The organism is Vibrio sp. AIC-3 (assembly GCF_013114515.1).
In the GTDB taxonomy this organism is placed as follows: Bacteria; Pseudomonadota; Gammaproteobacteria; order Enterobacterales; family Vibrionaceae; genus Vibrio; species Vibrio crassostreae_C.
The window spans coordinates 267,119-294,092 of record NZ_VTXG01000001.1 but is presented as its reverse complement, the minus strand read 5'-3'; the positions used below and the strand labels follow the sequence as shown (position 1 = coordinate 294,092).

23 protein-coding genes and 1 tRNA gene are annotated in these 26,974 nt (G+C 44.6%); 8 read left to right on the top strand and 16 right to left on the bottom strand.

Annotated elements, in window-relative coordinates; genetic code table 11:
• Positions 1-304: 304 nt before the first annotated feature.
• Complete coding sequence (gene adhE, locus F0229_RS01270) at positions 305-3,010, top strand: bifunctional acetaldehyde-CoA/alcohol dehydrogenase (RefSeq protein ID WP_017061183.1); 2,706 nt, start codon at positions 305-307, stop codon at positions 3,008-3,010.
• A 186-nt stretch (positions 3,011-3,196) separates the two neighbouring features.
• Here adhE and F0229_RS01265 read toward each other — a convergent pair whose 3' ends face one another.
• From F0229_RS01265 to sodB, 3 genes are all read right to left on the bottom strand, one after another.
• Positions 3,197-3,880, bottom strand: coding sequence for an SDR family oxidoreductase (locus tag F0229_RS01265; protein WP_017061182.1), 684 nt, complete (start codon positions 3,878-3,880; stop codon positions 3,197-3,199).
• 278 nt (positions 3,881-4,158) lie between these two features.
• Entirely contained in the window at positions 4,159-4,662 is a 504-nt protein-coding gene (locus tag F0229_RS01260; protein ID WP_276202729.1) for a VC2046/SO_2500 family protein, read from the bottom strand.
• Between the two features lie 247 nt (positions 4,663-4,909).
• Positions 4,910-5,494: a superoxide dismutase [Fe] gene (gene sodB / locus F0229_RS01255; RefSeq protein WP_004734050.1), complete on the bottom strand. Its 585-nt coding sequence runs from the start codon at positions 5,492-5,494 to the stop codon at positions 4,910-4,912.
• A 269-nt stretch (positions 5,495-5,763) separates the two neighbouring features.
• Here sodB and F0229_RS01250 point away from each other — a divergent pair, with 269 nt between their 5' ends.
• Positions 5,764-6,102, top strand: a complete 339-nt coding sequence (locus F0229_RS01250) for a Grx4 family monothiol glutaredoxin (protein ID WP_004741702.1) — start codon at positions 5,764-5,766, stop codon at positions 6,100-6,102.
• Between the two features lie 98 nt (positions 6,103-6,200).
• Positions 6,201-6,830, top strand: a complete 630-nt coding sequence (locus tag F0229_RS01245; protein WP_171732080.1) for a DsbA family protein — start codon at positions 6,201-6,203, stop codon at positions 6,828-6,830.
• Between the two features lie 174 nt (positions 6,831-7,004).
• Here F0229_RS01245 and F0229_RS01240 read toward each other — a convergent pair whose 3' ends face one another.
• Complete coding sequence (locus F0229_RS01240; RefSeq protein ID WP_029235135.1) at positions 7,005-8,330, bottom strand: Na+/H+ antiporter family protein; 1,326 nt, start codon at positions 8,328-8,330, stop codon at positions 7,005-7,007.
• Between the two features lie 65 nt (positions 8,331-8,395).
• Positions 8,396-9,040, bottom strand: coding sequence for a ribonuclease T (gene rnt, locus F0229_RS01235; protein ID WP_017061178.1), 645 nt, complete (start codon positions 9,038-9,040; stop codon positions 8,396-8,398).
• Between the two features lie 188 nt (positions 9,041-9,228).
• On the opposite strand from rnt, the gene F0229_RS01230 reads away from it, so the two are divergent.
• The gene (locus tag F0229_RS01230) at positions 9,229-10,110 is read left to right on the top strand and encodes an OmpA family protein (RefSeq protein WP_017063457.1); all 882 of its coding nucleotides are present in this window, start codon (positions 9,229-9,231) and stop codon (positions 10,108-10,110) included.
• A 133-nt stretch (positions 10,111-10,243) separates the two neighbouring features.
• Here the strand turns inward: F0229_RS01230 and F0229_RS01225 are convergent, their stop codons facing one another.
• The 3 genes from F0229_RS01225 to F0229_RS01215 form a co-directional block, all read right to left on the bottom strand.
• Positions 10,244-10,678, bottom strand: coding sequence for a DUF2753 domain-containing protein (locus F0229_RS01225; protein ID WP_004734047.1), 435 nt, complete (start codon positions 10,676-10,678; stop codon positions 10,244-10,246).
• Positions 10,679-10,877: 199 nt separating this feature from the next.
• A complete protein-coding gene (gene gloA, locus F0229_RS01220; protein ID WP_004734046.1) occupies positions 10,878-11,294 on the bottom strand; it encodes a lactoylglutathione lyase in 417 nt (138 codons plus the stop codon).
• 189 nt (positions 11,295-11,483) lie between these two features.
• The gene (locus F0229_RS01215) at positions 11,484-11,633 is read right to left on the bottom strand and encodes a hypothetical protein (RefSeq protein ID WP_171732079.1); all 150 of its coding nucleotides are present in this window, start codon (positions 11,631-11,633) and stop codon (positions 11,484-11,486) included.
• 426 nt (positions 11,634-12,059) lie between these two features.
• Between F0229_RS01215 and F0229_RS01210 the strand changes: the two genes are divergently transcribed.
• Positions 12,060-14,813, top strand: a complete 2,754-nt coding sequence (locus F0229_RS01210; protein ID WP_171732078.1) for a cation-transporting P-type ATPase — start codon at positions 12,060-12,062, stop codon at positions 14,811-14,813.
• Between the two features lie 180 nt (positions 14,814-14,993).
• Here F0229_RS01210 and nth read toward each other — a convergent pair whose 3' ends face one another.
• The 8 genes from nth to F0229_RS01170 form a co-directional block, all read right to left on the bottom strand.
• The gene (nth, locus tag F0229_RS01205; RefSeq protein ID WP_050633734.1) at positions 14,994-15,629 is read right to left on the bottom strand and encodes an endonuclease III; all 636 of its coding nucleotides are present in this window, start codon (positions 15,627-15,629) and stop codon (positions 14,994-14,996) included.
• 164 nt (positions 15,630-15,793) lie between these two features.
• Positions 15,794-16,486, bottom strand: coding sequence for an electron transport complex subunit E (locus F0229_RS01200; protein WP_012603531.1), 693 nt, complete (start codon positions 16,484-16,486; stop codon positions 15,794-15,796).
• Positions 16,486-17,115, bottom strand: coding sequence for an electron transport complex subunit RsxG (rsxG, locus tag F0229_RS01195; RefSeq protein ID WP_017061171.1), 630 nt, complete (start codon positions 17,113-17,115; stop codon positions 16,486-16,488). Before rsxG ends, F0229_RS01200 begins: the two co-directional genes overlap by 1 nt.
• A gap of 13 nt (positions 17,116-17,128) precedes the next feature.
• Entirely contained in the window at positions 17,129-18,175 is a 1,047-nt protein-coding gene (gene rsxD / locus F0229_RS01190) for an electron transport complex subunit RsxD (RefSeq protein ID WP_171732077.1), read from the bottom strand.
• Positions 18,175-20,619 carry an electron transport complex subunit RsxC gene (gene rsxC / locus F0229_RS01185; RefSeq protein WP_171732076.1) on the bottom strand — a complete coding sequence of 815 codons (2,445 nt, stop codon included), beginning with the start codon at positions 20,617-20,619 and terminating at the stop codon, positions 18,175-18,177. Before rsxC ends, rsxD begins: the two co-directional genes overlap by 1 nt.
• Before the next feature lie 7 nt (positions 20,620-20,626).
• Positions 20,627-21,220: an electron transport complex subunit RsxB gene (gene rsxB, locus F0229_RS01180; RefSeq protein WP_004734040.1), complete on the bottom strand. Its 594-nt coding sequence runs from the start codon at positions 21,218-21,220 to the stop codon at positions 20,627-20,629.
• Between the two features lie 2 nt (positions 21,221-21,222).
• On the bottom strand, positions 21,223-21,801 hold the full coding sequence (rsxA, locus tag F0229_RS01175) for an electron transport complex subunit RsxA (RefSeq protein WP_004734039.1): 579 nt from the start codon (positions 21,799-21,801) through the stop codon (positions 21,223-21,225).
• A gap of 487 nt (positions 21,802-22,288) precedes the next feature.
• A tRNA-Asn gene (locus tag F0229_RS01170) sits at positions 22,289-22,364 on the bottom strand.
• A gap of 509 nt (positions 22,365-22,873) precedes the next feature.
• Between F0229_RS01170 and uvrB the strand changes: the two genes are divergently transcribed.
• The 3 genes from uvrB (at position 22,874) to luxU (ending at position 26,964) form a co-directional block, all read left to right on the top strand.
• Entirely contained in the window at positions 22,874-24,904 is a 2,031-nt protein-coding gene (gene uvrB / locus F0229_RS01165) for an excinuclease ABC subunit UvrB (protein WP_171732075.1), read from the top strand.
• A gap of 302 nt (positions 24,905-25,206) precedes the next feature.
• A complete protein-coding gene (luxO, locus tag F0229_RS01160; protein ID WP_004734031.1) occupies positions 25,207-26,595 on the top strand; it encodes a quorum-sensing sigma-54 dependent transcriptional regulator LuxO in 1,389 nt (462 codons plus the stop codon).
• A 24-nt stretch (positions 26,596-26,619) separates the two neighbouring features.
• Positions 26,620-26,964, top strand: coding sequence for a quorum-sensing phosphorelay protein LuxU (gene luxU / locus F0229_RS01155; protein ID WP_017062179.1), 345 nt, complete (start codon positions 26,620-26,622; stop codon positions 26,962-26,964).
• Positions 26,965-26,974: the final 10 nt, after the last annotated feature.

Genomic DNA, 26,974 nt, shown 5'->3' with positions numbered 1-26,974 from the left:
TGAAACTTTTTTACAGTTTATTACGCTATGTAGAAAAAAGTTGTCTGTTTGCTTGTTTTTTGCGCGAACGAAAAGTGTGAGTTTAATCTATATAAATCATGCTCTTAAGTTCATTTTTGCGATTGCCTTACTACTTTCTGGTTAATTCTTTTTGGGTAACTGATCTGGGTCAATTTTTTTCACACAGTGAAATAATATACTCAGCCCTGAAAGCAATTTACTAAGAACGCTGGTGTTTAAGGTTAACGGCAAGCAGCGAATTTAATAAAAAGTTTTTAATATTTATTATTTTAGGAGATCCACCATGCCTGTAACTAACTTAGCGGAACTTGATGCTCTAGTAGCTCGCGTTAAAGCAGCACAAGAAGAGTTTGCAACATTCTCTCAAGAGAAAGTAGACGCAATCTTCCGCGCAGCTTCTCTTGCTGCTAACCACGCTCGTATTCCACTTGCTCAACAAGCAGTTGCTGAATCTGGAATGGGTATTGTTGAAGATAAGGTTATCAAAAACCACTTTGCATCTGAATTTATCTACAACAAATACAAAGACGAAAAAACATGTGGCATCTTAGAAGAAGATGACAACCTAGGCACAATGACTATCGCTGAGCCTGTAGGTATCATCTGTGGTATCGTTCCAACAACGAACCCAACTTCTACAGCAATCTTCAAATCTCTAATTTCTCTTAAGACACGTAACGGCATCATCTTCTCGCCACACCCACGTGCAAAGAACTCAACTAACGACGCAGCGAAACTAGTTCTAGACGCAGCTGTTGCAGCTGGTGCTCCAAGAGACATCATCGGTTGGATCGACCAACCATCTGTAGAGCTTTCTAACGCGCTTATGAAGCACGACGGTATCGCACTTATCCTTGCTACTGGTGGTCCAGGCATGGTTAAAGCAGCATACTCTTCTGGTAAGCCTGCTATCGGTGTTGGTGCTGGTAACGTTCCTGTCGTTATCGATGAAACAGCTGACATCAAACGTGCTGTAGCATCTATCCTTATGTCTAAGACTTTCGATAACGGCGTAGTATGTGCTTCTGAGCAAGCTGCAATCGTAGTTAGCGAAGTATATGACGAAGTTAAAGAGCGTTTCGCTTCTCACAAAGCTCACGTTCTATCTAAAGCTGACGCTGATAAAGTACGTAAAGTTCTGCTTATCGACGGCAACCTAAACGCTAAAATCGTAGGTCAACCTGCTCCAGCAATCGCTGAAATGGCTGGTGTTAAAGTTCCTGCTGATACAAAAGTACTTGTAGGTGAAGGTCTTGGTAAAGTTTCTTACGATGACGAATTCGCTCACGAGAAACTATCTCCAACTCTAGGTCTATTCCGCGCAGATGACTTCGAAGACGCAGTTGCTCAAGCGGTAACTATGGTTGAAATCGGTGGTATCGGTCACACATCTGGTCTTTACACTAACCAAGATACTAACGCAGACCGCATCCGTTACTTCGGTGACAAGATGAAGACTGCTCGTATCCTAATCAACATCCCGACTACTCACGGTGGTATCGGTGACCTGTACAACTTCAACGTTGCACCTTCTCTAACTCTAGGTTGTGGTTCATGGGGTGGTAACTCTATCTCTGAGAACGTAGGTCCTAAGCACCTTATCAACAAGAAAACTGTAGCGAAGCGAGCTGAAAACATGTTGTGGCACAAACTACCTAAGTCTATCTACTTCCGTCGTGGTAGCCTTCCAATCGCAATGAGCGACCTAGAAGGTAAGAAACGCGCATTCCTAGTAACTGACCGTTTCCTATTCAACAACGGTTACGCAGATGACGTAGTTAGCTTGCTTAAAGCACAAGGCATCGAAGTTCAAACTTTCTTCGACGTAGAAGCGGATCCAACGCTATCTGTTGTTGAGAAAGGCGCTGAAGCAATGAAGAGCTTCCAACCTGACGTAATCCTTGCTCTAGGTGGCGGTTCTCCAATGGATGCTGCTAAGATCATGTGGGTTATGTACGAGCACCCAGAAACTCACTTCGAAGAACTAGCAATGCGCTTTATGGACATCCGTAAACGTATCTACAAGTTCCCTAAAATGGGTCAAAAAGCTGAGCTTGTATGTATCACTACAACTTCAGGTACAGGTTCAGAGGTTACTCCATTCGCTGTTGTTACTGACGACAAGACTGGTGCTAAATACCCACTAGCTGATTACGAAATCACGCCAAACATGGCTATCGTTGATGCGAACCTAGTAATGAACATGCCTAAGTCTCTAACAGCGTTCGGTGGTTACGATGCAGTAACTCACGCTCTTGAAGCTTACGTATCTGTTCTAGCGAACGAGTACTCAGACGGTCAAGCTCTTCAAGCTCTTAAGATGCTTAAAGAATACCTACCATCAAGCTACAAAAATGGTGCGGCTGACCCAATAGCTCGTGAGAAAGTACACAACGCAGCAACTATCGCTGGTGTAGCATTTGCGAACGCATTCCTAGGTGTGTGTCACTCAATGGCTCACAAAATTGGTGCTGAGTTCCACCTACCACACGGTCTTGCTAACGCACTACTTATCTCAAACGTTGTACGTTACAACGCGAACGATAACCCAACTAAGCAGACTGCATTCTCTCAGTACGACCGTCCACAAGCACGTCGTCGTTACGCTGAAGTTGCTGACCACCTAGGCCTAAGCCAAGCTGGTGACCGTACAGCTCAGAAGATTGAACGTCTACTGACTTGGTTAGAAGAGCTTAAAGTTGACCTAGACATCCCACTATCTATCCAAGCTGCGGGTGTTAACGAGTCTGACTTCATCGCTAAACTAGACGAGCTAGCTGTTGAAGCGTTCGATGACCAGTGTACAGGTGCTAACCCACGTTACCCTCTAATCACTGAGCTAAAAGAAGTTCTAACAACTTCTTACTTCGGCCAACCATACGTTGAAGGCGAAACTTTCGAAGGTACTACAGTTATCCTTAAGAAAGCAGACCAAAAGCCAGCTGAAGCGAAAGCGCCAAAAGCTAAAAAAGAAAAAGCTAACGCATAATAAGTAAGCATTAGTTTTGAGATAAGTTTTCGCTAGCACGATACTTATCTATCGGGAAAAGATGAAAGCCCCAGTCGAGAGACTGGGGCTTTTTTTATGTTTGGTTCGTTTGTAAAACGGATTGAGAGGCAATAGCTCTGCTACTTAATATTAGCTGAGCCAGTCATGTTCAATTGGAATAGGGAGTTAAACCTCTGCCGCGACAACTCGCCCACTGAAGTAGTCATTCGAGACAATGTATTCGGTTGTTCTGGTCAGCTCGTCTTGCAGCTGCGCCCAGTGACATCGGTTGAGCTTGCCATCGGAGTTATGAACGGCGGGAACAACGCCACCGACTCGAATGCCAAAGGGAGTCAGCTCTTTCGCCCAACTATGGGTAAAGCCAGTGATCATTGAGTTTGCGCTCTCTAAGCCAGACACATCGTGAAAGTCATCATGAGATATCACATTCACAATCACGCCTTCCTTATCTTCCTCTCGCAATCTCTCAGCACTGATTTGCCCAAATGCGAACAGGGTCGATGCCATCGATGAGAGATCATTAATAAAGCTGCTCACAGGCTGATCGCCAATTAGGCTAGGCATTGGGGAGCTTATCCAGTTATTGACCAGCACATCGGGTGTCGTGTTGAAGGTGGTTTGAATAAAATCATATACGCTGAGAATCGCTTGGCTGTCATTGCCTTTGAGCGTGTAGTGGTAAACAGAGTCAGAAAACCGGGCACACTGTAGATACGTCGCTTTAAGTGCTTCCGTGTCTTTATCACAAAGGATGACGGTGGCTCCAAGGTTAACAAAGTGGTTCGCAATCGCCCCCCCCAGTCGCGAGCCGGCAGATGTCACCAATATGATTGAGCTTTTTATTTCCATCCCAGTACCTAAACAAATCGTCCATGTCGGATAAGGATGGGTTGAAATTTATACAACGGGTGTGAATTGGTTCAAACTAAGGTGTGCCAATTAATAAGTTTTTATAAACTTAGTGGCACGTCACATTTTGTAGTAACTTCAAGCGGTAACCGACATCAGGTGTTTTTAGGTTGCCTAAGGCTAGTGGTTCATATCATTCGTGTGAATACTTTGAAGTGTGCGAGTTAGTCGAAGAAGAGCTATGGATAGACAGCGAAAAAGGGAAAGGTAGGTGATCGCTATACTTGAGCTTGAATTTGATACCGACGTTGCGCGGTGGTTAGCTCATTGTAGAGCGTGGCATGTGGCAAATCAGGTAAATGCTTGTTTGCGAGTTTGCGTCGGTCATGACCAGAAAGGTTTTGGTAAACCTCTTCGGGTAAGTCGGCTGTATCTTCAGGCATGAAGGCAAGCGCTTCAGGTTTCAAGTAATGGCTGAGTTTGGCGCTGGCAAGGCTAGCTTGATGAAAATGATTAGATTGCTGAGCTGAAATCTCATATGAAGACTGGTTTGAACGCAGTTGTTGAGGTTCTGCTACGCCAAATTGTTTGCGCAGGCGATCTTCATTTGTCTCTGTGATTTCAATGGTGTCAATTGGCGTGCAATCACGGACATCATTAGAAAACATAGATAACAGCAACGCGAAATCTGCACGGCGACCTTGCTCAACCGCTTGGCTGATCCCGATGCCGAACTTCAGTTCGTTGATGATTCCTGCTTTGTCTAAAGTATGTATTTGCATGTCGCCTCTCATTGGATACACCTTTAACGGCATGGAGTCGGCAAACTTTAGTGTTTAATTACAGGCAAATAGAGAATTTATGTAGGGTTGGGAAGAAGGCTATCAATAGTTCGAGAAGTAAGCGCTATTGGCGGGTTTATTACGAAATGTTTAGATTTTGTGGAACACGACAGATACAAAAAAGCTCACGCCGAGGCATGAGCTTTCAATAGATAACTCGCTATAAATAGCGCAGCGTAAGCAATAATTACTTAGCTAGGTTCTCTTCTACGAAAGACCAGTTTACTAGGTTCCAGAATGCAGCCATGTAGTCAGGGCGAACATTGCGGAAATCGATGTAGTAAGCGTGTTCCCATAGGTCAACAGTTAGAAGTGGAGTAACACCTTCTTCTGTTAGAGGAGTAGCAGCGTTAGAAGTGTTAACGATGTCTAGAGAACCGTCAGCTTTCTTAACTAACCAAGTCCAAGAAGAACCGAAGTTGTTGATTGCTGAATCAGTGAATTTCGCTTTGAATTCTTCGAAAGAACCGAATGCAGCGTTGATAGCTTCTGCAACAGCGCCAGTTGGTTCGCCGCCCGCTTTAGGAGCAAGACAGTGCCAGTAGAACGTGTGGTTCCAGATTTGAGCAGCGTTATTGAAAACACCACCAGTAGAAGTCTTAACGATCTCTTCTAGTGTTTTGCCTTCAAACTCAGTACCTGGGATAAGGCCGTTTAGCTTAACAACGTAAGTGTTGTGGTGCTTACCGTGGTGGAAATCTAGCGTTTCTGCTGAGATGTGTGGTTCTAGCGCGTCTTTCGCGTAAGGAAGAGCCGGTAGTTCAAATGCCATTGCTCAATTCTCCATTGATATGAAAGAGTTAACTCTTTCGATTGCTTCCAGTGATATTATTATTCATGGCTCGCTATACTGCCAACCATGGTCAATTTGCTGACTTGCGATATAGTTTAGCAAGTTTTTACTTTATTAAAAGCTTATTTCATTACTTTTGTGTGAATTGTTAGCTTAGCTTGTTAACCGCTTTTTTTATATGGTTTTTATTCTTTTAGTTTGGGGTAGAATAAAGGCAATAAAAGCCGTAATCCATTAACGAGGAAGCAATGGAAACTATCGATAAAATCAAACAGCAAATTGAAGAAAACACTATTCTACTGTACATGAAAGGTTCTCCTAAGCTACCTAGCTGTGGTTTCTCTTCTCAAGCGTCTCAAGCTCTAATGGCATGTGGCGAAAAATTTGCTTACGTAGATATCCTACAAAACCCTGATATCCGTGCAGAGCTTCCTGCTTACGCACAGTGGCCAACTTTCCCACAACTTTGGGTTGAAGGTGAGCTAATCGGTGGTTGTGACATCATTCTTGAGATGTTCCAAAAAGGCGAACTTCAGCCAATCATCAAAGAAGCAGCGGCTAAAGTTGCTGGCGATGACGCTGAATAAGTTCTAGCCTTTGCGCTGAATAGTTAAAATGAGGGGCCTTAATCAGGCTCCTTTTTTGTTTGAATTGATCGAATCATTGACTCGATAAGGAATGAACAATGAACGTAAAACTTCATTATGTGCATGATCCAATGTGCAGCTGGTGTTGGGGATATAAGCCGACACTGGAGTTACTAAAACAACAATTGCCTGCGAGTATTGAGTTTAACTACGTAGTCGGTGGTTTGGCTCCGGACTCTGACGAGCCAATGTCAGAAGAGATGAAAAGTAAGCTGCAAGCTATTTGGAAGCAGATCGAAGCTAAGCTAGGTACTGAGTTCAATCATGAATTTTGGACTGAGTGTAAACCTGTTCGCAGCACTTACCCCGCGTGTCGCGCTGTTATTGCTGCGGGTTTCCAAGATCACTATGAGCAGATGCTTGAAGCGATTCAACACGCATACTACTTGCGCGCGATGCTGCCGCACAGTGAAGAGACTCATAAGCAATTGGCTGAAGAGCTAGGCATGAATGTTCAGCAATTCGAGAATGACCTTGCTGGTAAGTTACTAGAGGGTGAACTAGAAGATCAGCTGAGCTTCAAACATGCGATGGGTGTGCATTCTTACCCAACCCTAATGCTTGAAGTTGACGGTATCTTCACTGAAGTCGAGCTGGATTACCACTCATCAGAAACGACACTGAAGTCGATTCGAGAAGTTCTAATAAAGAGCGCTCCTGCCGTTTAATTGGCGATACTGAATCGTACTACTTCAAAGGCTTGCTCATAAGAGTAAGCCTTTTTTGTCATAGGTATGCGGTTCTTCTGTGTAACTTGGTTGGAGAAACGCCGGATACAAAAAAGACCGCACGAGGCGGTCTTTATAAAAGTGAGCGTAGGACTGTTTAACTACAGAACCTAATTACAGAACCATGGCTGCAATCCAACCGAATACGATCAGTGGGATGTTGTAGTGCAGGAACGTCGGTACTACGGTTTCCCATACGTGCTCGTGTTGACCATCAGCATTTAGACCAGACGTTGGACCTAATGTTGAGTCAGAAGCCGGAGAGCCCGCATCACCAAGTGCAGCAGCTGTACCTACTAGAGCGATTGTTGCCATTGGCGAGAAGCCAAATGCTGCTGCTAGTGGAACGTAGATAGTTGCAAGGATTGGAATCGTAGAGAACGAAGAACCAATGCCCATAGTAACCAATAGACCAACAATTAGCATAAGTAGTGCTGCTAGAGGCTTGTTGTCGCCGATGCTTGTTGAAAGTGCTTCAACCAAAGATTCAACGCCACCTGTTTGCTTCATAACTGCCGCGAAACCTGCTGCTGCAATCATGATGAAACCGATCATTGCCATCATGTGAACGCCCTTGGTGAAGACATCTTGTGTCTCTTTCCAAGCAATAACGCCACCGAAGGTAAATACCATGAAACCCGCTAGAGCACCGATGATCATAGAGCCAGTCGATAGTTGAACTGTTAGCGCTGCTACGATACCAGCTGCTGCTACTAGGATGTGCTTCTTGTTGATCTCTTTCACTTCTGTTGAAACAACAGTGTGAGAGGTTTCTTTGTATTGGCGAGGCTTACGGTAAGTAAAGAATACTGCAGTAAGAAGACCGAAGATCATGCCCGCAGCGGGTAACAACATCGCCATTGGCACTTGGCTTGCTACTACGTTTTCAAGACCATTGTCGTGAAGGTTTTTAAGCAGAATGTTGTTTAGGAAGATGCCACCAAAACCAATCGGTAGCACCATGTAAGGTGTAATCAGACCAAAAGTAAGTACACACGCAACTAGACGGCGGTCTAGGTTCATTTTTGCGAATACGCCTAGTAGAGGTGGGATTAAGATTGGGATGAAGGCGATATGTACTGGAATCACGTTTTGCGAAGACATGGTCACTAAGATCAACGACGCAAGCATGCCGTATTTAAGACCAGTCGATGCCGCACTGTTCTCTTTGCCGTGAATGCGTTTGATAACACTTTGAGCAAGGAGATCTGTGATACCAGAACGTGAGATAGCAACAGCGAATGTACCAAGCATAGCGTAGCTAAGTGCAATCGTTGCACCGCCGCCTAATCCACTTTCGAAAGCCGCGACTGCGTCGTTCAAGCTCATACCAGAGGCTACGCCACCGATAATTGCACTGAACGTCAGAGCAACGACTACGTTTACGCGCATCAAAGCTAAAACAAGCATGATGCAAACTGAAATTACAACAGGATTCATATTATTCTCGGGATGTTGTGTTTTTTATGAAGGCAATACGAAAAAACGTTTACCGACTCTATTTTTTATTCTTCGTCAACAAGAGGCCAACCACCAAGGGCTTTCCATTTGTTTACAATGCCGCAAAATAACTCTGTGGTTTTTTGCGTATCATACAAAGCAGAGTGTGCTTCTTTGTTGTCAAATTCCATCCCTGCAGTGCGGCAAGCTTTAGCCAAAACGGTTTGACCGTAGGCAAGACCACTAAGAGCTGCAGTGTCAAAAGTAGCAAATGGATGGAAAGGGACGCGTTTAAGCTTACAGCGCTCACTTGCCGCATTAACGAAGTTCAAATCGAATGTAGCGTTGTGAGCAACCATGATTGCGCGACTGCAATCTGAAGCTTTTTGTTCTTTTCTCACTAGCTTGTAGATTTCTTTAAGGGCTTCTTGTTCCGACACAGCACCACGTAATGGGCTAAATGGGTCTTTAATTCCGTTAAAGTCTAATGCTGCCTGCTCTATATTTGCGCCTTCAAAAGGCTCAATGTGAAAATGAAGCGTTGATGCAGGGTGCAGATCTCCGTTCTCATCCATTTTTAACGTAATGGCACAGATTTCTAATAATGCATCGGTTTCAGCGTTAAACCCTGCGGTTTCCACGTCGATGACCACTGGGAAATAGCCACGAAAGCGTTTTTTTAGGGTCAGAGCTTCGTTTTCTACAGTCATGTTAGCCCAAATAAGTGTGATTAAGGCTGCATTATTGCAGATAATAGCAGTGATAAAAACTAGGGAAGGGCAATAAATCTTAAATTACCCAACCCATTACGGCTTGATAATTGCATATTTAAACGTGAGAGAAAAATGCGGCAATTGGCTGCATTGTTAAACGAATTGCTTAAGAGATACTCCACTTTATGAAGAAACAACTCATAACAGGTTCAATGCTATTTTCGCTACTTGTGTCGTCATCGGTCATGGCACAAGAAAAGCGTTACGGAGCATCTCCTCAACAGTCGACATGGGAGATGGTAGCCAACACGCCACTTGAATGTCGTTTGGTCCACCCAATTCCAAACTTTGGTGATGCTGAGTTCTCATCTCGCGCGAGTAAAAAAATCATTTTGGACTTTGAGCTTAAAATGCGCCGTCCAATGGGTGCGACGCGCAATGTAAGCTTGATCTCTATGCCGCCACCTTGGCGTCCGGGTGAAAGTGCTGATCGTATGACAACCATTAAGTTCTTCCAGCAATTTGACGGCTATGTCGGCGGTCAAACAGCTTGGGGCATCTTGAGTGAGTTGGAGAAAGGGCGTTATCCGACATTCAGTTACCAAGAGTGGCAGAGCCGAGATCAACGTATCGAAGTGTCGCTGTCGTCGGTGTTATTCCAAGAAAAATACAATGTGTTCAGTGACTGTGTTGCTAACCTGCTGCCTTACAGCTTTGAAGATATCTCTTTCACTATTTTGCACTATGACCGTAACAGTGATCAGCTGAACAAGTCGTCGCGCAAAAGGCTGAGCCAGATCGCCGATTACGTTCGCTATAACCAAGACATAGATCTTGTGCTGGTGGCAACGTACACCGACTCTGTCGACAGCAAAGGGATTAGCCAAAACCTTTCAGAGCGCAGAGCAGAATCGTTAAGAGAGTACTTCAAATCTCTAGGCCTGCCAGAAGATCGTATCCAAGTGCAAGGCTATGGCAAGCGTCGTCCGATTGCGGACAATAACTCGCCAATTGGTAAAGATAAGAACCGACGTGTTGTGATCTCTTTAGGTCGCACACAGGTTTAAGCTGAATAGCTTGTCTAGATAAAGATAAAGATAAAGATAAAGATAAAGATAAAGATAAAAATGCCTATCTACGTGATGGGCATTTTTTGTTTGGATAACATGTCGATTTGGCTCTAATTATTCGAGGCAACCATTAATTCAAGCGGAACCGAGCAATCATTTCACAGTTGGTCGCAGTATCGATTTTTTCAACCATAGAGGCAATTTTAGGGTTTGGGTGGCGTTTCATGAAATCGATCAGTGCTTTCTTACAGCAACCAATAGAATCGATAAAGCTTGAACATTGAGTATTAGGGCACTGAGGGATCAGTGTGAGTACCTTTTCAGAAGCCAGTTGAAGATACTTGAGCTCGTATTCAGTGTCGCCAGCCCAACGCCAGAATTGAGCAAGATTGTGGCAAGAAATCACCGAGATCAGTAAGCGTTCATCGGCTTGAATATCGGTGCGTTCTGTAATTTCTTCACTTAAGTTCAAAGCCTGCTGATAATGAAGAATACTTCGTACAGGATCGTCGAGCTGCAATGCAGTATCGGCAAGTAACGTGTGTTTTTCCCATTCGCTAATCATTGTATTACCTCACTAATCAATAGGTGGTTAATTTAAATGATAATCATTATCATGTAAAGTTTCATCAATGAGATTGTTAAGAATAATTGGTGAAGCATATCGATTATGGGGAGAGTGATAAAAAAGAAGCGAGCATAGTGCTCGCTTCTTTTTTATTTCATCAGGCGTTCAAACTCAACTTCTCAAAGAGGTTAAGGAATTAACCTTCTAGACCTGCGCTTGCTTGTTTGTTCTGAATCAGCTCAATCATGTAGCCATCAGGATCTTTAACGAACGCAATGTGTGTAGAGCCGCCTTTAACCGGACCCGCTTCTCGCGTTACGTTGCCGCCAGCTGCTTTAATCGCATCACACGTTGTGTAGATGTCATCAACACCGATAGCAACGTGACCAAAAGCAGAGCCAAGATCGTATTCCGTGGTGCCCCAGTTGTAAGTCAGCTCAATCACTGCGCCTTGAGATTCGTCGCCAAAGCCAACGAAAGCCAGTGTGTATTCGTACTCTTTGTTTTCGTTCTTACGTAATAGCTGCATGCCCATTACATTGGTGTAGAACTCGATAGACTTGTCTAGATCACCCACGCGTAGCATGGTGTGTAAAATACGACCGTTTGACATGATTTGCTCCTAGCTTGTTATTGGTTGTTTCTTTTATAGCACTATATATGAGCAAGCTCATAAGCAACACCAAAGAGATGATGAGCTTGGTCATATTTTCTTATTCTCATCATCTATCTTACTCTCCCTCTCTACCTTTTTTCTTATTTGTATTATAAGAAATTAAAGAGCGACGGCCTTATTAATTTGTCAGTCACTAGCGCTTAATTCGCTGTTTTGCATAAATAGTAAGTTTGAGTGTTGGTCTTTTTTGTAATGGCCAAGAATGGCCTTGGTTGTTGAATTGTGACTTATATCTCCATCTTGTTGCTGATTTCCTTTCGTTTTTACAATTGGCATCTAACTTTCCATTTTATCAATTTATGATCACGCCAACATATCCCTGTTTATAGAAAGGTTATTCCGATGTTTTACTTCGTTATTAAGGAATTTTCGATAAAATACGCCGATAACTAATGGTTTTTACGAAAGTGCAAAGGGTGTCTATTTTTTGTTCTTATCTTTTTTAAACAATAGTTTGGGCTTGTATTGTTTGTTTTATGTTTGATGTTTGATGTGGTTGTGTTTTCAAAGTAGTTGTCAAGTGTGTATCAAGTGTATCTTTTGCGATCTTTGCTAAATAGACAATCCTTACTATATAGTTTTTCAAGCGCACCAAATCGACTAAATATTCACTTTTGATTTGTGCGATTTTTCTATCACATAAGAATAAGTATTATTTTATTACATTAGCCTCGGCGTGAGGCATTGATGTGGAGTACTCAAATGACGAGTAAATGGTTTACACAACAAAGTTCAGATGTTTTAAACGAACTGAACGCAGATCAAACGACAGGTTTATCAACTTCTGAAGCGGATGCACGCTTAGAGAAGCACGGCACTAACGAACTGACTGCACAAGAGTCAGCTTCTGCGTGGGAACTGTATATTCATCAATATAAAAACCCACTGATTTTTATTCTAGCTGTTGGTGCAATCGTTTCTTGGTCTACTGGCCACGCGATTGATGCTATTGCTATTGCAGTGATTATCCTTATCAATACTGGTATTGCATTCTGGCAGGAGTTTAAAGCTCAGAAAGGGATGGAAGCGCTAAAAGAAATGGCAGCTCCAGAAGCCGAAGTGATGCGCGATGGTAAATGGATCAGTGTTCCAGCGAAAACCCTCGTTCCTGGTGACATCATCAAAATTAATACTGGCGATATTCTGCCTGCTGATGTTCGTATTCTTGAGTCAAACCGTCTGACGGTAGATGAGGCTGCGCTGACCGGTGAATCTGAGCCAGTGAATAAGCAGTCTGAACGCCTTGAAGATGAGACCCTTGGTCTTGGCGATCAGAAGAACATGGGCTTCATGACAACAATCGTGACTACAGGTACAGGCCTTGCTGTTGTAACAAGCACAGGTATGCAAACTGAAGTTGGTCACATCGCTGATATGATGAACCAAACGGAAGAGACGAAAACACCAATGCAAGAGCGTATGGACACCATCGCACTCGCATTATTGGTTGTTGCTCTTGTGGTTGTTGCTATTGTTTGTGCTATCGGTGTTTACCACGGTATGCCATGGTTAGAAATCCTAACAACAGGTATCTCTTTATCGGTTGCCGCTATTCCTGAAGGCTTACCAACGGTGGTTACTATCGTATTAACGATGGGCTCGACTAAGATGGTTAAGAATAATGCTTTGGCTAAACAGCTAGCAGCAATCGAAACGCTTGGTTCTACAACCGTTATCTGTTCAGATAAAACCGGTACGCTAACACAAAACCAAATGCAGGTAATGAAAGCGTACGATGCGTCTGGTCATTACTGGGATGTATCAGGTAAAGGTTTTGATCCTAAGGGTGAATTCATTACCAAAGGTCACGATGTCGAGGCGACAAACAGCCCTGCAATGATGAAAGGTCTTGTAGTTGCAACGCTTTGTAACGATGCTGAATATGTAAATGCTGATGGTAAATGGACGGTTCGTGGCAACCCGACAGAAGGTGCACTAATTGTTGCAGCTGCAAAAGCAGGTCTTAAACAAGATGAAATGCTATCAACGGGTGGCTACTCAATCGTTAAGAAGTTCCCGTTCGATTCTGGTCGTAAGATGGCTTCTGTTATCGTTCGTGACCCACAAGGTAAGCACTTCCTAGCATTGAAAGGCGCGCCAGATGTTGTTCTTGGTAAATCAACCAGCTTCATGGTTGACGGTGGTTTCGTACCAACGGTTGGCTGTGAAGTTGCAGGCAACTTGGCTCTCGATACCGCACCGTCTCAAGAGCTTCATTTAAACTTTGAAGCGGCAATCCAAACCTTTGGTGGTGATGCTCTGCGTACACTTGCCGTTGGTTTCCGTGAATTAAAAGAAGAAGAGCTGGAGTTAGATTTCCCTGAGCTTGAAAAAGACGTCAGCATCCTGGGTATCTATGGCATCATGGATCCACCACGCCCAGAAGTGCGCGATGCAGTAAATAGCTGTTATAGCGCAGGTGTTCGTACGGTAATGATTACCGGTGACCACGCAGTCACGGCAGCAGCGATTGCTCGTGAAATCGGAATCATCCGTAGCGAAGACGATCTAGTGGTAACGGGTGCAGAGCTTGACCAAATGGATGACGAGAAGCTGTTGTCTATCTGTTCTCAGGTTGCAGTATTTGCACGTGTTACTCCAGAGCACAAGCTGCGTATCGTAAAAGCGCAGCAAGAGAATAACGAAGTTGCCTCTATGACCGGTGACGGCGTGAACGATGCGCCAGCACTGCGTCGTGCAGACATTGGTGTTGCGATGGGTATTACAGGTACGTCTGTTGCGAAAGACTCAAGTGACCTTATCCTGTTGGATGATAACTTCAGTACTATCGTGAAGGCGGTACGTCAGGGTCGTCAAATTTTCGATAACCTACGTAAGTTTATCCGCCAAGCACTTACAGCGAACGTGGGTGAGGTTTCGGTAATCCTATTTGCATTCCTACTCATGGGACCAGATGTAGTACTTCCGCTAACTCCACTAATGATCTTATGGGTTAACCTCGTTTCTGATGGTCTACCAGCACTTGCACTCGGTGTTGAGCCAGAAGAGAAAGATCTCATGGAGCGTAAGCCAGGCAAACGTGACCAAGGCTTCTTCTCTAATGGTCTAGGCGCTCGTATCCTAACTCGTGGTCTCGCATTAGGTGGTCTAAGCTTTGTGACATTCTCTTACGCACTCGACGGTGGTTACAGTGCTCAATACGCACAAACTGTTGCGTTTTTAACACTGATCTTTGCTCAACTTTGGAGCTTGTTCGATGCACGTACGTTTACAACGATTTATCGTAAGAATCCGTTCACTAACCACTACCTACTTGGTGCGGTGGCAGTATCGGCTATCTTGTCTTTAAGTGTTGTCTACACAAGCTTCGGCCAGCTGGTATTCAGCACAGAAGCACTAGAGTTTAATCACTTAATATCGTTAATCTTCATTGCAGCAGTACCAACATTTGTTCTATCTGCTATCAAAGAAGTGACTAAAGTGAAGTTTATCTAAGACAGACTTCTTAGCTAAATAATTGAATCCCGCCATAAAAGGCGGGATTTTTTATGCCTGTTATCTTGGGAACGCAGAATTAGAAATGAAAACTGATGTAGAGGCGACTTCTAGAGAGTGGCAATAAAAAAGCAGCGCTTTAAGCGCTGCCGTGTTGATTAATTGTTGTGAACGGAAAGACTAATCTTCGCTCTTTTCTTTGTACTCACAGAGGTCTTCAATGATACAGCTGCCACAGCGTGGTTTACGTGCGACACAGGTGTAACGTCCATGAAGAATGAGCCAATGGTGGACATCCAGTTTGAATTCTTTTGGGATAACTTTAAGTAGTTTTGCTTCGACATCGTCGACGGTTTTACCCATCGCTAGCTTAGTGCGGTTTGATACACGATAGATGTGAGTATCAACGGCAATGGTCGGCCAACCGAATGCAGTATTTAACACTACGTTTGCTGTTTTGCGACCAACACCTGGAAGGGCTTCTAATGCAGCGCGATCTTCCGGTACTTCACCATTATGTAGGTCAAGCAGCATACGACACGTTTTGATGGTGTTTTCTGCTTTTGAGTTAAATAGGCCGATGGTCTTGATGTACTCTTTTAAACCATCAACACCTAGGTCGAAAATTGCTTGCGGAGTGTTGGCTACAGGGTACAGCTTATCCGTCGCCTTGTTCACGCTTACATCGGTTGCTTGTGCTGATAAAAGTACGGCGATCAGCAACTCGAATGGGCTGTTCCAGTTAAGCTCAGTCTCTGGCTTTGGATTGTTTTCTCTTAAACGCTCAAGTATTTCTACTCGTTTTACATTGTTCATAGCGACATTACTTTCAAATAGTTAGGGCATGAAGCTTGGATTGCTTCTGCTTTATCATCGGTTACGCGCTCTTATGAGCGTCATTATTATATGTACTGTTTAGATCTGATTTTCCCCGCTGAGCGGTTGAGCTAACTCAGCGGGATTTAAGCTAATTTAACTTATTAGGCATTGGTAACGCGAGCGCGTTCAATGACTGGTTTTTCTTGTTTAGGTTGTCTAGATTTTGCTTGGTTGTCGATGATGTTTTTCAACGCAATTAAGAAACCAACACCAATAAAGGCACCGGGTGGAAGCAGGGCTAACAAGAAGCTGTTATCAAATTGGAATATCTGGATTCGTAACACCGAAGCCCAGTCTCCAAGCAGCAGGTCTGCACCATCAAATAGAGTGCCGTTACCAATAATCTCACGCATCGCACCTAACACGACCAATACTGATGTCATGCCTAGACCCATCCAGAAACCATCTTGAGCCGCTGGTAGCACTTCATTCTTTGAAGCGAAGGCTTCCGCACGACCAATGATGATGCAGTTGGTTACGATCAGCGGGATGAAGATACCCAAAGAGAGGTAAAGCCCATAGGCGTAAGCGTTCATCAGTAATTGAACACACGTTACTAGCGAGGCAATGATCATTACGAATACTGGGATACGCACTTCTTTTGGTACGTGGTTACGAACCAAAGAAACAGAAACGTTTGAGCCGACCAGTACAAGCAAGGTAGCAATGCCTAGCCCAAGTGCGTTAGTGACTGTTGACGATACAGCCAGCAGCGGACATAACCCAAGAAGTTGCACTAGGGCAGGATTATTGGCCCACATGCCATTTTTGATCAATGTTTTATGGTCACTCATTATTCACCACCACAATTTAGAGGTTGAGCAAGCAATGCTTGGTTGTTTTGGTTAACGTACTGGACCGCTTGTTTGACTGACTTCACGACTGCTCTTGGCGTGATAGTAGCGCCAGTAAACTGGTCAAAATCACCACCGTCTTTACGAACCTTCCAACGGTCTAGATTAGAATCCGTCACTTGCTTACCTGCAAACGAAAGAATCCAATCACTCACACGCAGATCAATCTTATCACCCAAGCCCGGAGTCTCTTGGTGAGAAAGCACGCGAGTACCTAAAATAGTACCGTCAGTTTTCATTCCAACAATGACTTTAATCGCGCCATTGTAGCCGTCTGGTGCAATCGCTTCGATCGCAATCGCGCTTGGCTCACCATTAAGCTTAGCAATGTAAGCCGGCATCGCTTGCTCAGTACCAAGCTCTTCTGCTTGAACCAAAGTACAAGACGAAAACAGCTCGTTGTCGTGCTGATCGTGTGGGATCACTTGGTTAAGAACAGACAGTAACTGAGCCTGTTCTTGTTGTTTGATCTGATCTTTGGTCAGGTAGTGAGTTACCGCGACCAAACCCGTCGAAGCACACGCAAAAATCGCGAGTACAAGGCCGTTTTTCTTAATTGCATTTAGCATGGTATCCGCTCCCTTAGTGACCGTATGTGCGAGGTTTGGTGTAGTAGTCAATCAGTGGAACACACATGTTGGCTAACAATACAGCAAACGCCACGCCATCAGGGAACCCCCCCCAACTGCGGATGATAAAGACTAAACCGCCGATCAGAGCGCCAAACACTAAGCGACCTTTGACTGTTGTTGATGCTGAAACTGGGTCGGTCGCAATGAAAAATGCGCCTAGCATCGTCGCACCAGACAATAGATGAATGGTCGGTGATGCGGTTTCGCCAGGAGTGAACATCAAGAACACTAGGCTAAATAGGGTCAAGCTTCCCAGAAACGCTACTGGGATATGCCATTGAATCACGCGTTGTTTGATAAGCACTAAGCCACCAATAAGGTAAGCAAGGTTTACCCATTCCCAACCCACGCCAGCTAACCAGCTAAATTGAGGTTGAGACAGAGCTTCAGACGCTGTGTTGCCTGCCGTTAGTGCAGTTTTGAAGGCATCGAGTGGCGTCGCCATTGTGGTGCCATCAACCCCTAAACGAGCTTGCTGTAGAGATAATCCTTCATTATTGAAGCCAGTAAAGATCATCAAGAATGAGTCAACAAAACTGGTTGCTTCAGCCGTTAAGCTAGCTGGAGCATTCCAACTGGTCATTTGAACTGGGAATGAGATCAGCAAAACAACGTAAGCGACCATCGCTGGGTTAAATGGGTTTTGCCCAAGTCCGCCGTATAGGTGTTTCGCGATGACAATTGCGAAGAACATACCTATCACTAGAATCCACCACGGAGAGTGCGGAGGAATCGCGACACTAAGTAGCCAAGCGGTGACAACAGCACTGTAATCACGTAGCGCCATCACTGGCGGGCGCTTTCTTAGCAGCATGATTGCTGCTTCAAAGGTAATCGCAAGTGCGATAGCAAATACTAACTGGATGAGCGTACCCCATCCGAAGAAGTAGGTTTGAGCTAGTAGACCTGGCAATGCACAAATAGCCACCCATTTCATCAGATCTGGGGTGCTTCTACGACTGTGTGCGTGCGGTGAGCTGGCGATAAAGAAGGCCACTACTCTTTCTCCTCATTGTTCTTTTTATCTAGCTCTTGCTGTGCTTTTCTTGCTTTAGCACGAGCAATAGCGGCAGCAACGGCTGCTTTTTTAGGGTCAACAGCTTCAGATTGAGTTTCAGCTGCCACTTCGAGCACTGGCTCTGGCGTTTCTACTGTTTCGTCTTGTTTCGCTTGCTGGGCTTTTTTCGCTTTAGCACGAGCGATAGCTGCAGCAACAGCTGCTTTCTTCGGATCGACCTGTTCAGATTGAGTATCAGTTTCTACTTCAACTACTGGTTCAGACGTTTCTGCTTGCTTAGCTTGCTGTGCTTTTTTTGCTTTAGCACGGGCTATAGCGGCAGCAACGGCGTCTTTCTTAGCATCGCCAGAACTTCCAGCTTCAGTTTCAACTGCAGGTTCAGGAGCTTCGGTTGTTTCTTGTGTCGCTTGCTGTGCTTTCTTAGCCTTAGCGCGAGCGATAGCGGCAGTAACAGCATCTTTCTTGGCATCGCCGGATTTTTCAGCAGGAGCTTCAGCAGCAGATTCAGCTTGTTGAGCTTTCTTGGCTTTAGCACGAGCAATGGCCGCAGCGACAGCATCTTTCTTAGCATCGCCAGAGCTTTCAACAGGAGCATCCGAAGCAGATTCCGCTTGCTGTGCTTTCTTCGCTTTAGCGCGAGCAATCGCAGCAGCAACGGCGTCTTTCTTCGTATCGCCTGAGCTTTCTGCAGGAGTATCGGCTGCTGCTTGTTGTGCCTTGCGCTCTCTCGCTTGACGCTTGCGCTCTTCACGCAGTTTAGACATTTCAGAGTTGTCTGGTTCAGCGCCTTCCGCTTTTTGAGCTGCAGCTTGTTTCGCTTTTGCCTTCGCAATAGCGGCAGCAACCGCAGGTTTCACTGCTGGTTCTTCATTCGGAGCCTGATCCGCAGCGGCTTTTTGTGCTTTAACACGAGCAATCGCAGCAGCAATAGCATCATCACCGCCGGATGTTTTCATATCTTTACGGCGGTTATCTGCGGCTTTTTTAAAGCGGTTTTCACGTTCGGCTTTATCACGCTCCATACGAGCGTTCTTCTCTTCAAAACGAATCTTGGCGCGTTCTGCAGCAGCGGCTTCATCTTTTCGAGTTTTGATTTCAGCTTTTGCTTGGCGATAGTACTGAACAAGAGGGATTTCGCTTGGGCAGACAAATGCACATGCACCACATTCAATACAGTCTTTAATATTTAGCTCTTCACACTTATCCAACTCGTTGGCTTTGGCGTGCCATTGCAGTTGTTGAGGAAGTAGAGACGCAGGGCAAGCTTCAGCACATGCGCTGCAACGGATACATTCCATCTCGTAAGTGCTTGGTGAGATCTCACGACGCGTTGGCGCCAAAATACAGTTCGACGTTTTGGTGATTGGCACATTGGCATGCGGCAAGGTAAAGCCCATCATCGGGCCGCCCAAAATTAAACGCGGCAGTTTTTTATCTGCTTTGTAGCCAAACTCTTCAAGTAACTCATGTACTGGTGTGCCTAATAGCGCCCAAACGTTACGAGGTTGCTTAAAGGTTTTACCGGTTAATGTCACAACGCGGTTAACCACAGGTTCGCCGTCAATTACCGCTCGCTTAATCGAGTAAAGAGAGCCGACGTTCTGAACCAAAACACCAATGTCTGCAGGAATGCCGCCAGCTGGAACCTCTTTGTTGGTGAGGATCTTGATAAGTTGCTTCTCACCACCAGAAGGGTATTTGGTTGGGATAACGCGAATGACGATATCTTTGTCTTTCGCTGCAATCTCAAGTGCTTTTATCGCATCTGGTTTGTTGTCTTCAATGCCGATAACCGTCAGCTTTGGTTGAAGAATGTGTTCAACCACTTCGATGCCGTTTAATACTTCGTCGGCATGTTCTTGAAGCAACTTGTCATCAGAGGTGATGTAAGGTTCACATTCCGCAGCGTTGACGATCAAAATGTCGGTACGACCTAAGCCTGATTGAAGCTTCTTAGCCGTAGGGAAACCTGCGCCGCCCATGCCTGAAATACCAGCTTGGCGAATCACATCAAGCAGTTCGTCAGAAGTCTTTGTCGAAAAATCTTCAACTGGATTTTTTTCAATCCAAGTGTCTAGGCCATCAGGTTTAATAACCACGCATATTTCGCTCAAGCCTGAAGGGTGAGCGGTAGTTCGCGGTTCGATAGCGGTAATCACACCCGATGTTGGTGCGTGTACTGGCAAAGTAAAACCTGTGTCTAAGGCCGTGAGTTGCTGACCTTTTAACACAGTGTCGCCAGCAGCAACCAATAGGTTCCCCGGCTTACCGATGTGCTGTTTCACAGGAAGAACGATTTCTTCTGGAAGCCTTGCATGGACGATATCAGTAGTATTCGACTGTTTCTTGTTTTCAGCAGGGTGCACGCCACCAGGGAAGTTCCAAATAGAGCCCGTGCGAATTTGTTCAATTAAAGATATCATACTAACCCTATGCTTTAGGCTCTGACGCAGTCGCATCAGTCGCTTGGTTAGTGATATCAGTAACAGGGATGATGTTCATCTGCCATTTCCAATTTTCAGTCGTTGTTGCCACTGGAATCATTTCAATACAGTCAGTAGGGCACGGTGCGACACATAGATCACAACCTGTACATTCATCTTTAATTACTGTGTGCAGTGCCTTGGTGCCACCAACAATGGCGTCAACAGGGCAGGCTTGAATACACTTGGTACAGCCGATACACATATCTTCGTGAATGAAGGCAACGGTTTTTACTTTGTTATCTAAGTCATGAGCGGAGTCTTCAACTTCTACGCCCATTAAATCTGCTAGCTTCTCAATGGTTGCTTGGCCGCCCGGAGGACATTTGTTGATCTTGTCTCCGTTAGCGATCGCCTCTGCGTATGGGCGACAGCCAGGGTAGCCACACTGGCCACATTGAGTTTGCGGTAAAATGGTGTCGATTTGATCGACGATAGGATCAGCTTCAACTTTAAAACGGATAGAAGCAAAGCCCAAAATAGCGCCAAAAACAGCGGCTAAAACGGCTAGCGCAATGATCGCAATTAAAATGGTACTCATGTTTATTTCACCAACCCAGTAAAGCCCATGAATGCCAGAGACATTAGGCCTGCTGTGATCATCGCAATCGATGCGCCTTTGAATGGCATTGGAACATCAGCAACCGCAATACGTTCACGCATTGCAGCAAATAAGATCAATACAAGAGAGAAACCCACCGCTGCGCCGAAACCATAGATGATCGACTGAATGAAGTTGTGGTTTTCATTGATGTTCAGAAGTGCCACACCTAATACCGCACAGTTGGTGGTGATAAGAGGCAGAAAGATACCCAGCAGGCGATAAAGAGTCGGGCTGGTTTTGTGAACGACCATTTCCGTAAATTGAACAACCACCGCGATAACCAAGATGAAACTCATGGTACGCAGGTATTCAATACCCAGAGGGGTAAGGATGTAGGTTTCTACTAGGTATGCAGAGACCGACGCTAACGTTAGAACGAAAGTCGTCGCGAGGCCCATGCCAATCGCAGTCTCCAGTTTCTTGGAGACTCCCATAAATGGACATAGTCCTAAAAACTTCACTAGCACAAAGTTATTGACCAGCACTGTGCCAACCAACAACAAAAGGTATTCGGTCATAATGGATTAATTCTTGAGATTCCGATCCCGATATTATCCTGCTTTGCTCACCTAATAACAACCAAGGATCACTAGGGATTTAGACACTTGGTGAAAAAAACATCAGGTAATCGATTGATTATTAAAGTTACCGTAAGTATAGACGGCCAATTTTTACTTCGTGAGACAAGTTTGTAGGAGTAGTTGAATTGGATCTTTCATAAGATCATTCTTGAATTGAACTCGATTTGCTTCCTACGAATAGGGTCATATTTGTGGCTTTTTGTGCTCAGAACTATCAAAAAGAGGAGTGAAAGAGGCGAGTAAAATACGAGCCCAAAGCACTAAAACGCAAAAAGCCGCATCGAGTGATGCGGCTTCTTTAAATTTGGCCCCCTTGTCGAGACTTGAACGCGGGCGGCTAGGTTTGTGACATTAACTTGGAACAAGTTAGTCGCAGTTATATACGAAAAAAGCCCAATCTTTCGATTGAGCTTTTTTCTGAATTTGGCTCCCCTTGCAAGACTTGAACTTGCGACATACGGATTAACAGTCCGCCGTTCTACCGACTGAACTAAAGGGGAATTGCTTGTTAGCGACGCGAATTTTAATAATAGTCCGAATTTCTGTCAACAAAAAATAGCAGAAAAAAATAATATAAAAAACTTTACTTTCTTGGACGCCTTACCGGATTTAGCCTTTCTTTAGTTATCCACCAAAATTGTGGATAAGTGTGTGTGTGAAACTTTAACAACAATAATTGGGATAAATCTGAGAATATAAAAATCTAAGGTAAGGTAATGTATTTAAAAGATTTGTATCAAAATATCACTATTGTATAACTTTTGGCGATTATAAAACATACAGTAAAACAAGTGCTATTTTTAGATTTTTTGGGGAAAAGTAGTGGATGAAAAATTGAGTGATTTAGCTGAAGAGATCTTGCAAGGGCACGGATAATACCAAGTTATAAAAATAAAAGCTATAACTGATCTCTGATCTTAAGATGCATTTCTCTAGATAATTGTTGCAACGACACTCCTCCTAGAGTGACAATGACCTGATTAAAAAAACAGTATGGAAATGGCGACCTATGAGTAAACTCTTTGACTTGGTATCGGACTACAGCCCGTCCGGTGATCAGCCGACAGCGATAACCAAATTACTAGACGGATTAGATTCTGGTTTGGCACATCAAACTCTACTAGGGGTAACGGGCTCAGGTAAAACCTTTACCCTTGCCAACGTCATTTCCCAATCTCAAAGACCTGCGATTCTGTTAGCGCCTAACAAGACATTGGCGGCTCAACTTTACGGTGAGATGAAATCTTTCTTTCCAAACAATGCCGTTGAGTATTTCGTTTCTTACTACGATTACTACCAACCTGAAGCCTACGTTCCAACCACGGACACGTTCATCGAGAAAGATGCGTCTGTGAACGCTCATATCGAACAAATGAGGCTTTCGGCAACCAAAGCCTTATTAGAACGAAAAGACGCCATCATTGTGGCTTCTGTGTCGGCTATCTACGGTCTGGGTGATCCTAAGTCTTATTTGAAGATGATGCTTCATTTGAGTCGTGGCGAGGTGATGGATCAGCGAGACATCCTGCGTCGATTGGCTGAGCTGCAATATTCAAGAAACGATGTCGCCTTTGAACGTGGTCAGTTCCGTGTTCGTGGTGAGGTGATTGATATCTTTCCGGCTGAATCTGACCAAGATGCGGTTCGAATTGAGATGTTCGATGACGAAGTGGACTGCATTAGTATTTTTGATCCTCTGACTGGTGCGGTGAAACAAAGAGACTTGCCGCGCTTTACGGTTTATCCAAAAACTCACTATGTAACGCCAAGAGAAAAAATCCTTGAGGCGATTGAGAACATCAAGGACGAACTGCGCGATCGTGCTCAATACTTAAAAGACAACAATAAGCTTTTGGAAGAGCAGCGTATCTCTCAAAGAACTCAGTTTGATATTGAGATGATGACTGAGCTTGGCTTCTGTTCCGGTATCGAAAACTATTCACGATACTTGAGCGGCCGTGCGGAAGGGGAAGCGCCGCCAACGTTATTTGACTACCTGCCTGATGATGGTTTGCTGATCATCGATGAGTCACACGTGACGGTGCCGCAAATTGGTGCGATGTATAAAGGTGACCGTTCTCGTAAAGAAACCTTGGTCGAGTTTGGTTTTAGACTGCCTTCTGCTTTGGATAACCGTCCAATGAAGTTTGAAGAGTTCGAATCGATCGCTCCGCAAACGATTTTTGTGTCGGCAACGCCGGGTAATTACGAGATTGAAAAATCAGATGGCGAGATTGCTGATCAAGTGGTGCGTCCTACTGGTCTGTTAGACCCAATCATCGAAGTAAGACCTGTCGCGACTCAGGTGGATGACTTGTTGTCTGAAATCAGAATCCGTTCAGCGAAAGAAGAGCGTGTTTTGGTTACCACGTTGACCAAGAGAATGGCAGAAGACTTAACCGAATACCTAAGTGAGCACGGCGTTAAAGTGCGTTACTTGCACTCGGATATCGATACCGTTGAGCGTGTAGAGATCATCCGAGACCTACGTTTGGGCAAGTTCGATGTGTTAGTGGGCATTAACTTACTTCGTGAAGGTTTGGATATGCCTGAAGTGTCGCTGGTGGCGATTCTTGATGCAGATAAAGAGGGCTTCTTGCGTTCTGAGCGTTCTCTGATTCAAACCATTGGTCGTGCTGCTCGTAACTTGGAAGGTCGAGCAATCCTTTATGGTGATTCGATTACTAAGTCGATGAGAAAAGCGATTGATGAAACCGATCGTCGTCGCGAGAAACAGCAAGCCTACAACGAAGAGCAAGGCATCACTCCGCAAGCGTTGAAACGCAATATCAAAGACATTATGGAACTGGGTGATCTAACCAAGTCGAAGCAGCAGCGCCAATCGAAACAAGTTCCACTATCTAAGGTGGCAGAGCCTTCTGAAAGTTATGCAGTACTTACGCCGCAACAGCTTGATAAAGAGATCAGCAAGCTAGAATCTGCGATGTATCAGCATGCTCAGAATCTGGAATTTGAATTGGCCGCACAGAAGCGTGATGAAATTGATCAGTTAAGAAAGCAGTTTATTACCAACAGCTAATCTCACTTTTCGCTCGAGAATTGATCCCCCTCAACACAAGAATTGAGAGTGTTTCAGACAAAAAAACAGCCAGTAGTAAATGTTCTACTGGCTTACGTTTGTGAACAATCGGTCCACTAACAACGTCAGTTGGCTAGGTGACCCGAAGGTCATTTATACCGTTGCATCGTTCGTGCCAGATAGATAAAACATTGATTGTTTGAAGCAAGTAAAAAAACACACTACAAATACTGTGGCTAATTTGCATAATGCAAAGCGGAATGCGACTATAATAAGAAATGCAAATTATAAATGGCTAGGATATGCAATCAAAAACGCTAGATAACAAATCGAAGTATTTGTTGATGGTAGAGGATACCGCTTCGGTAGCAGCTTTATATCGCTCGTATCTTACACCGCTCGAAATTGATATCAACATTGTCGGCACTGGCCGCGATGCAATCGAGAGTTTGAATCATCGAATCCCAGACCTTATTTTATTAGATCTACGTCTGCCTGATATGACGGGTATGGACGTACTATTTGCTGTAAAACAAAAATACCCTGAAGTTCCAGTTATCTTCATGACGGCTCACGGCTCTATCGATACCGCTGTAGAAGCGATGCGTCATGGCTCTCAAGATTTCCTTATCAAACCGTGTGAAGCCGACCGACTCCGTATTACGGTGAATAATGCGATCCGCAAAGCCACCAAACTTAAAAATAGCTCGGAACACCCGGGAAACCAGAACTACCAAGGTTTTATCGGCAGCAGCCAAACCATGCAGCAGGTTTACCGAACTATCGATTCTGCTGCATCGAGTAAGGCGAGCATTTTCATTACTGGTGAAAGTGGTACCGGTAAAGAGGTATGTGCAGAAGCCATTCATGCGGCGAGTAAGCGTGGCGATAAGCCGTTCATCGCGATTAACTGTGCCGCTATCCCTAAAGACCTGATTGAAAGTGAGCTGTTTGGCCACGTTAAAGGTGCCTTTACCGGTGCTGCGACCGATCGCCAAGGTGCTGCTGAGCTTGCTGATGGTGGAACACTGTTCCTTGATGAACTGTGCGAAATGGACTTAGAGCTGCAAACCAAGCTGCTGCGCTTTATCCAAACCGGCACTTTCCAAAAAGTCGGTTCTTCAAAGATGAAAAGTGTCGACGTTCGTTTTGTGTGTGCGACCAACCGTGACCCTTGGAAAGAAGTACAAGAAGGTCGCTTTAGAGAAGATTTATACTATCGTTTATACGTGATTCCATTGCACTTGCCGCCATTGCGCGAGCGTGGTGAAGATGTCATCGAGATCGCGTATTCGTTGCTAGGCTATATGTCGGTCGAGGAGGGGAAGGCGTTTGTACGTTTTGCTCAGGAAGTACTTGATCGCTTTAATCAATATGAGTGGCCGGGTAACGTTCGTCAGCTACAAAACGTGTTGCGGAACGTGGTGGTTTTGAATAACGGCAAAGAGATTACTCTCAACATGCTTCCACCACCGTTGAACCAACCGATTGAAAACAGTCTGCGATTGAAAGAGAAGCAGAATGAAGACATCACGGTAAAAGATATTTTCCCATTGTGGATCACTGAGAAAACGGCTATCGAGCAGGCCATTAAAGCGTGTGATGGCAACATCCCTCGTGCGGCAGGTTTCTTAGATGTCAGTCCATCGACGATATACCGTAAGTTGCAAACGTGGAATGCGAAGCAGTAATCAACAAACAATAAGAAAATAATAATGACGAAAGTATTAAATCAGCAAAAAGTTGATGAGCTTGCCGGCGAAATAGGCCAAGAGAATGTCCCGGTTTTACTGGAAATCTTTTTAGGTGAGTTGAAAGGCTACTACGAACACCTAGAGATAAATAAAGAGTCGGATACCTCTAAGTACTTGGCTGATATCAGTCATGCGCTTAAGAGCAGCGCAGCAAGCTTTGGTGCGGATTCTTTGTGTAGTTTTGCGATTAGCTTAGACGCAAAAGTGAAGCAAGCGTTGCCTGTAACCGAGATTGATTTTCAAGATATGCAAGACCTCCTGTTATCGACGTACACTGAATATCAGCAGTTGATGACGGACCTTTAAAACAGCGAGT

Bases quoted from the DNA above. Each gene is read 5' to 3' on its own strand.
- adhE (WP_017061183.1), top strand. From the start codon at position 305: ATGCCTGTAACTAACTTAGCGGAACTTGATGCTCTAGTAGCTCGCGTT.
- F0229_RS01265 (WP_017061182.1), bottom strand. From the start codon at position 3,880: ATGGAAATAAAAAGCTCAATCATATTGGTGACATCTGCCGGCTCGCGA.
- F0229_RS01260 (WP_276202729.1), bottom strand. From the start codon at position 4,662: ATGCAAATACATACTTTAGACAAAGCAGGAATCATCAACGAACTGAAG.
- sodB (WP_004734050.1), bottom strand. From the start codon at position 5,494: ATGGCATTTGAACTACCGGCTCTTCCTTACGCGAAAGACGCGCTAGAA.
- F0229_RS01250 (WP_004741702.1), top strand. From the start codon at position 5,764: ATGGAAACTATCGATAAAATCAAACAGCAAATTGAAGAAAACACTATT.
- F0229_RS01245 (WP_171732080.1), top strand. From the start codon at position 6,201: ATGAACGTAAAACTTCATTATGTGCATGATCCAATGTGCAGCTGGTGT.
- F0229_RS01240 (WP_029235135.1), bottom strand. From the start codon at position 8,330: ATGAATCCTGTTGTAATTTCAGTTTGCATCATGCTTGTTTTAGCTTTG.
- rnt (WP_017061178.1), bottom strand. From the start codon at position 9,040: ATGACTGTAGAAAACGAAGCTCTGACCCTAAAAAAACGCTTTCGTGGC.
- F0229_RS01230 (WP_017063457.1), top strand. From the start codon at position 9,229: ATGAAGAAACAACTCATAACAGGTTCAATGCTATTTTCGCTACTTGTG.
- F0229_RS01225 (WP_004734047.1), bottom strand. From the start codon at position 10,678: ATGATTAGCGAATGGGAAAAACACACGTTACTTGCCGATACTGCATTG.
- gloA (WP_004734046.1), bottom strand. From the start codon at position 11,294: ATGTCAAACGGTCGTATTTTACACACCATGCTACGCGTGGGTGATCTA.
- F0229_RS01215 (WP_171732079.1), bottom strand. From the start codon at position 11,633: ATGCCAATTGTAAAAACGAAAGGAAATCAGCAACAAGATGGAGATATA.
- F0229_RS01210 (WP_171732078.1), top strand. From the start codon at position 12,060: ATGACGAGTAAATGGTTTACACAACAAAGTTCAGATGTTTTAAACGAA.
- nth (WP_050633734.1), bottom strand. From the start codon at position 15,629: ATGAACAATGTAAAACGAGTAGAAATACTTGAGCGTTTAAGAGAAAAC.
- F0229_RS01200 (WP_012603531.1), bottom strand. From the start codon at position 16,486: ATGAGTGACCATAAAACATTGATCAAAAATGGCATGTGGGCCAATAAT.
- rsxG (WP_017061171.1), bottom strand. From the start codon at position 17,115: ATGCTAAATGCAATTAAGAAAAACGGCCTTGTACTCGCGATTTTTGCG.
- rsxC (WP_171732076.1), bottom strand. From the start codon at position 20,619: ATGATATCTTTAATTGAACAAATTCGCACGGGCTCTATTTGGAACTTC.
- rsxB (WP_004734040.1), bottom strand. From the start codon at position 21,220: ATGAGTACCATTTTAATTGCGATCATTGCGCTAGCCGTTTTAGCCGCT.
- rsxA (WP_004734039.1), bottom strand. From the start codon at position 21,801: ATGACCGAATACCTTTTGTTGTTGGTTGGCACAGTGCTGGTCAATAAC.
- uvrB (WP_171732075.1), top strand. From the start codon at position 22,874: ATGAGTAAACTCTTTGACTTGGTATCGGACTACAGCCCGTCCGGTGAT.
- luxO (WP_004734031.1), top strand. From the start codon at position 25,207: ATGCAATCAAAAACGCTAGATAACAAATCGAAGTATTTGTTGATGGTA.
- luxU (WP_017062179.1), top strand. From the start codon at position 26,620: ATGACGAAAGTATTAAATCAGCAAAAAGTTGATGAGCTTGCCGGCGAA.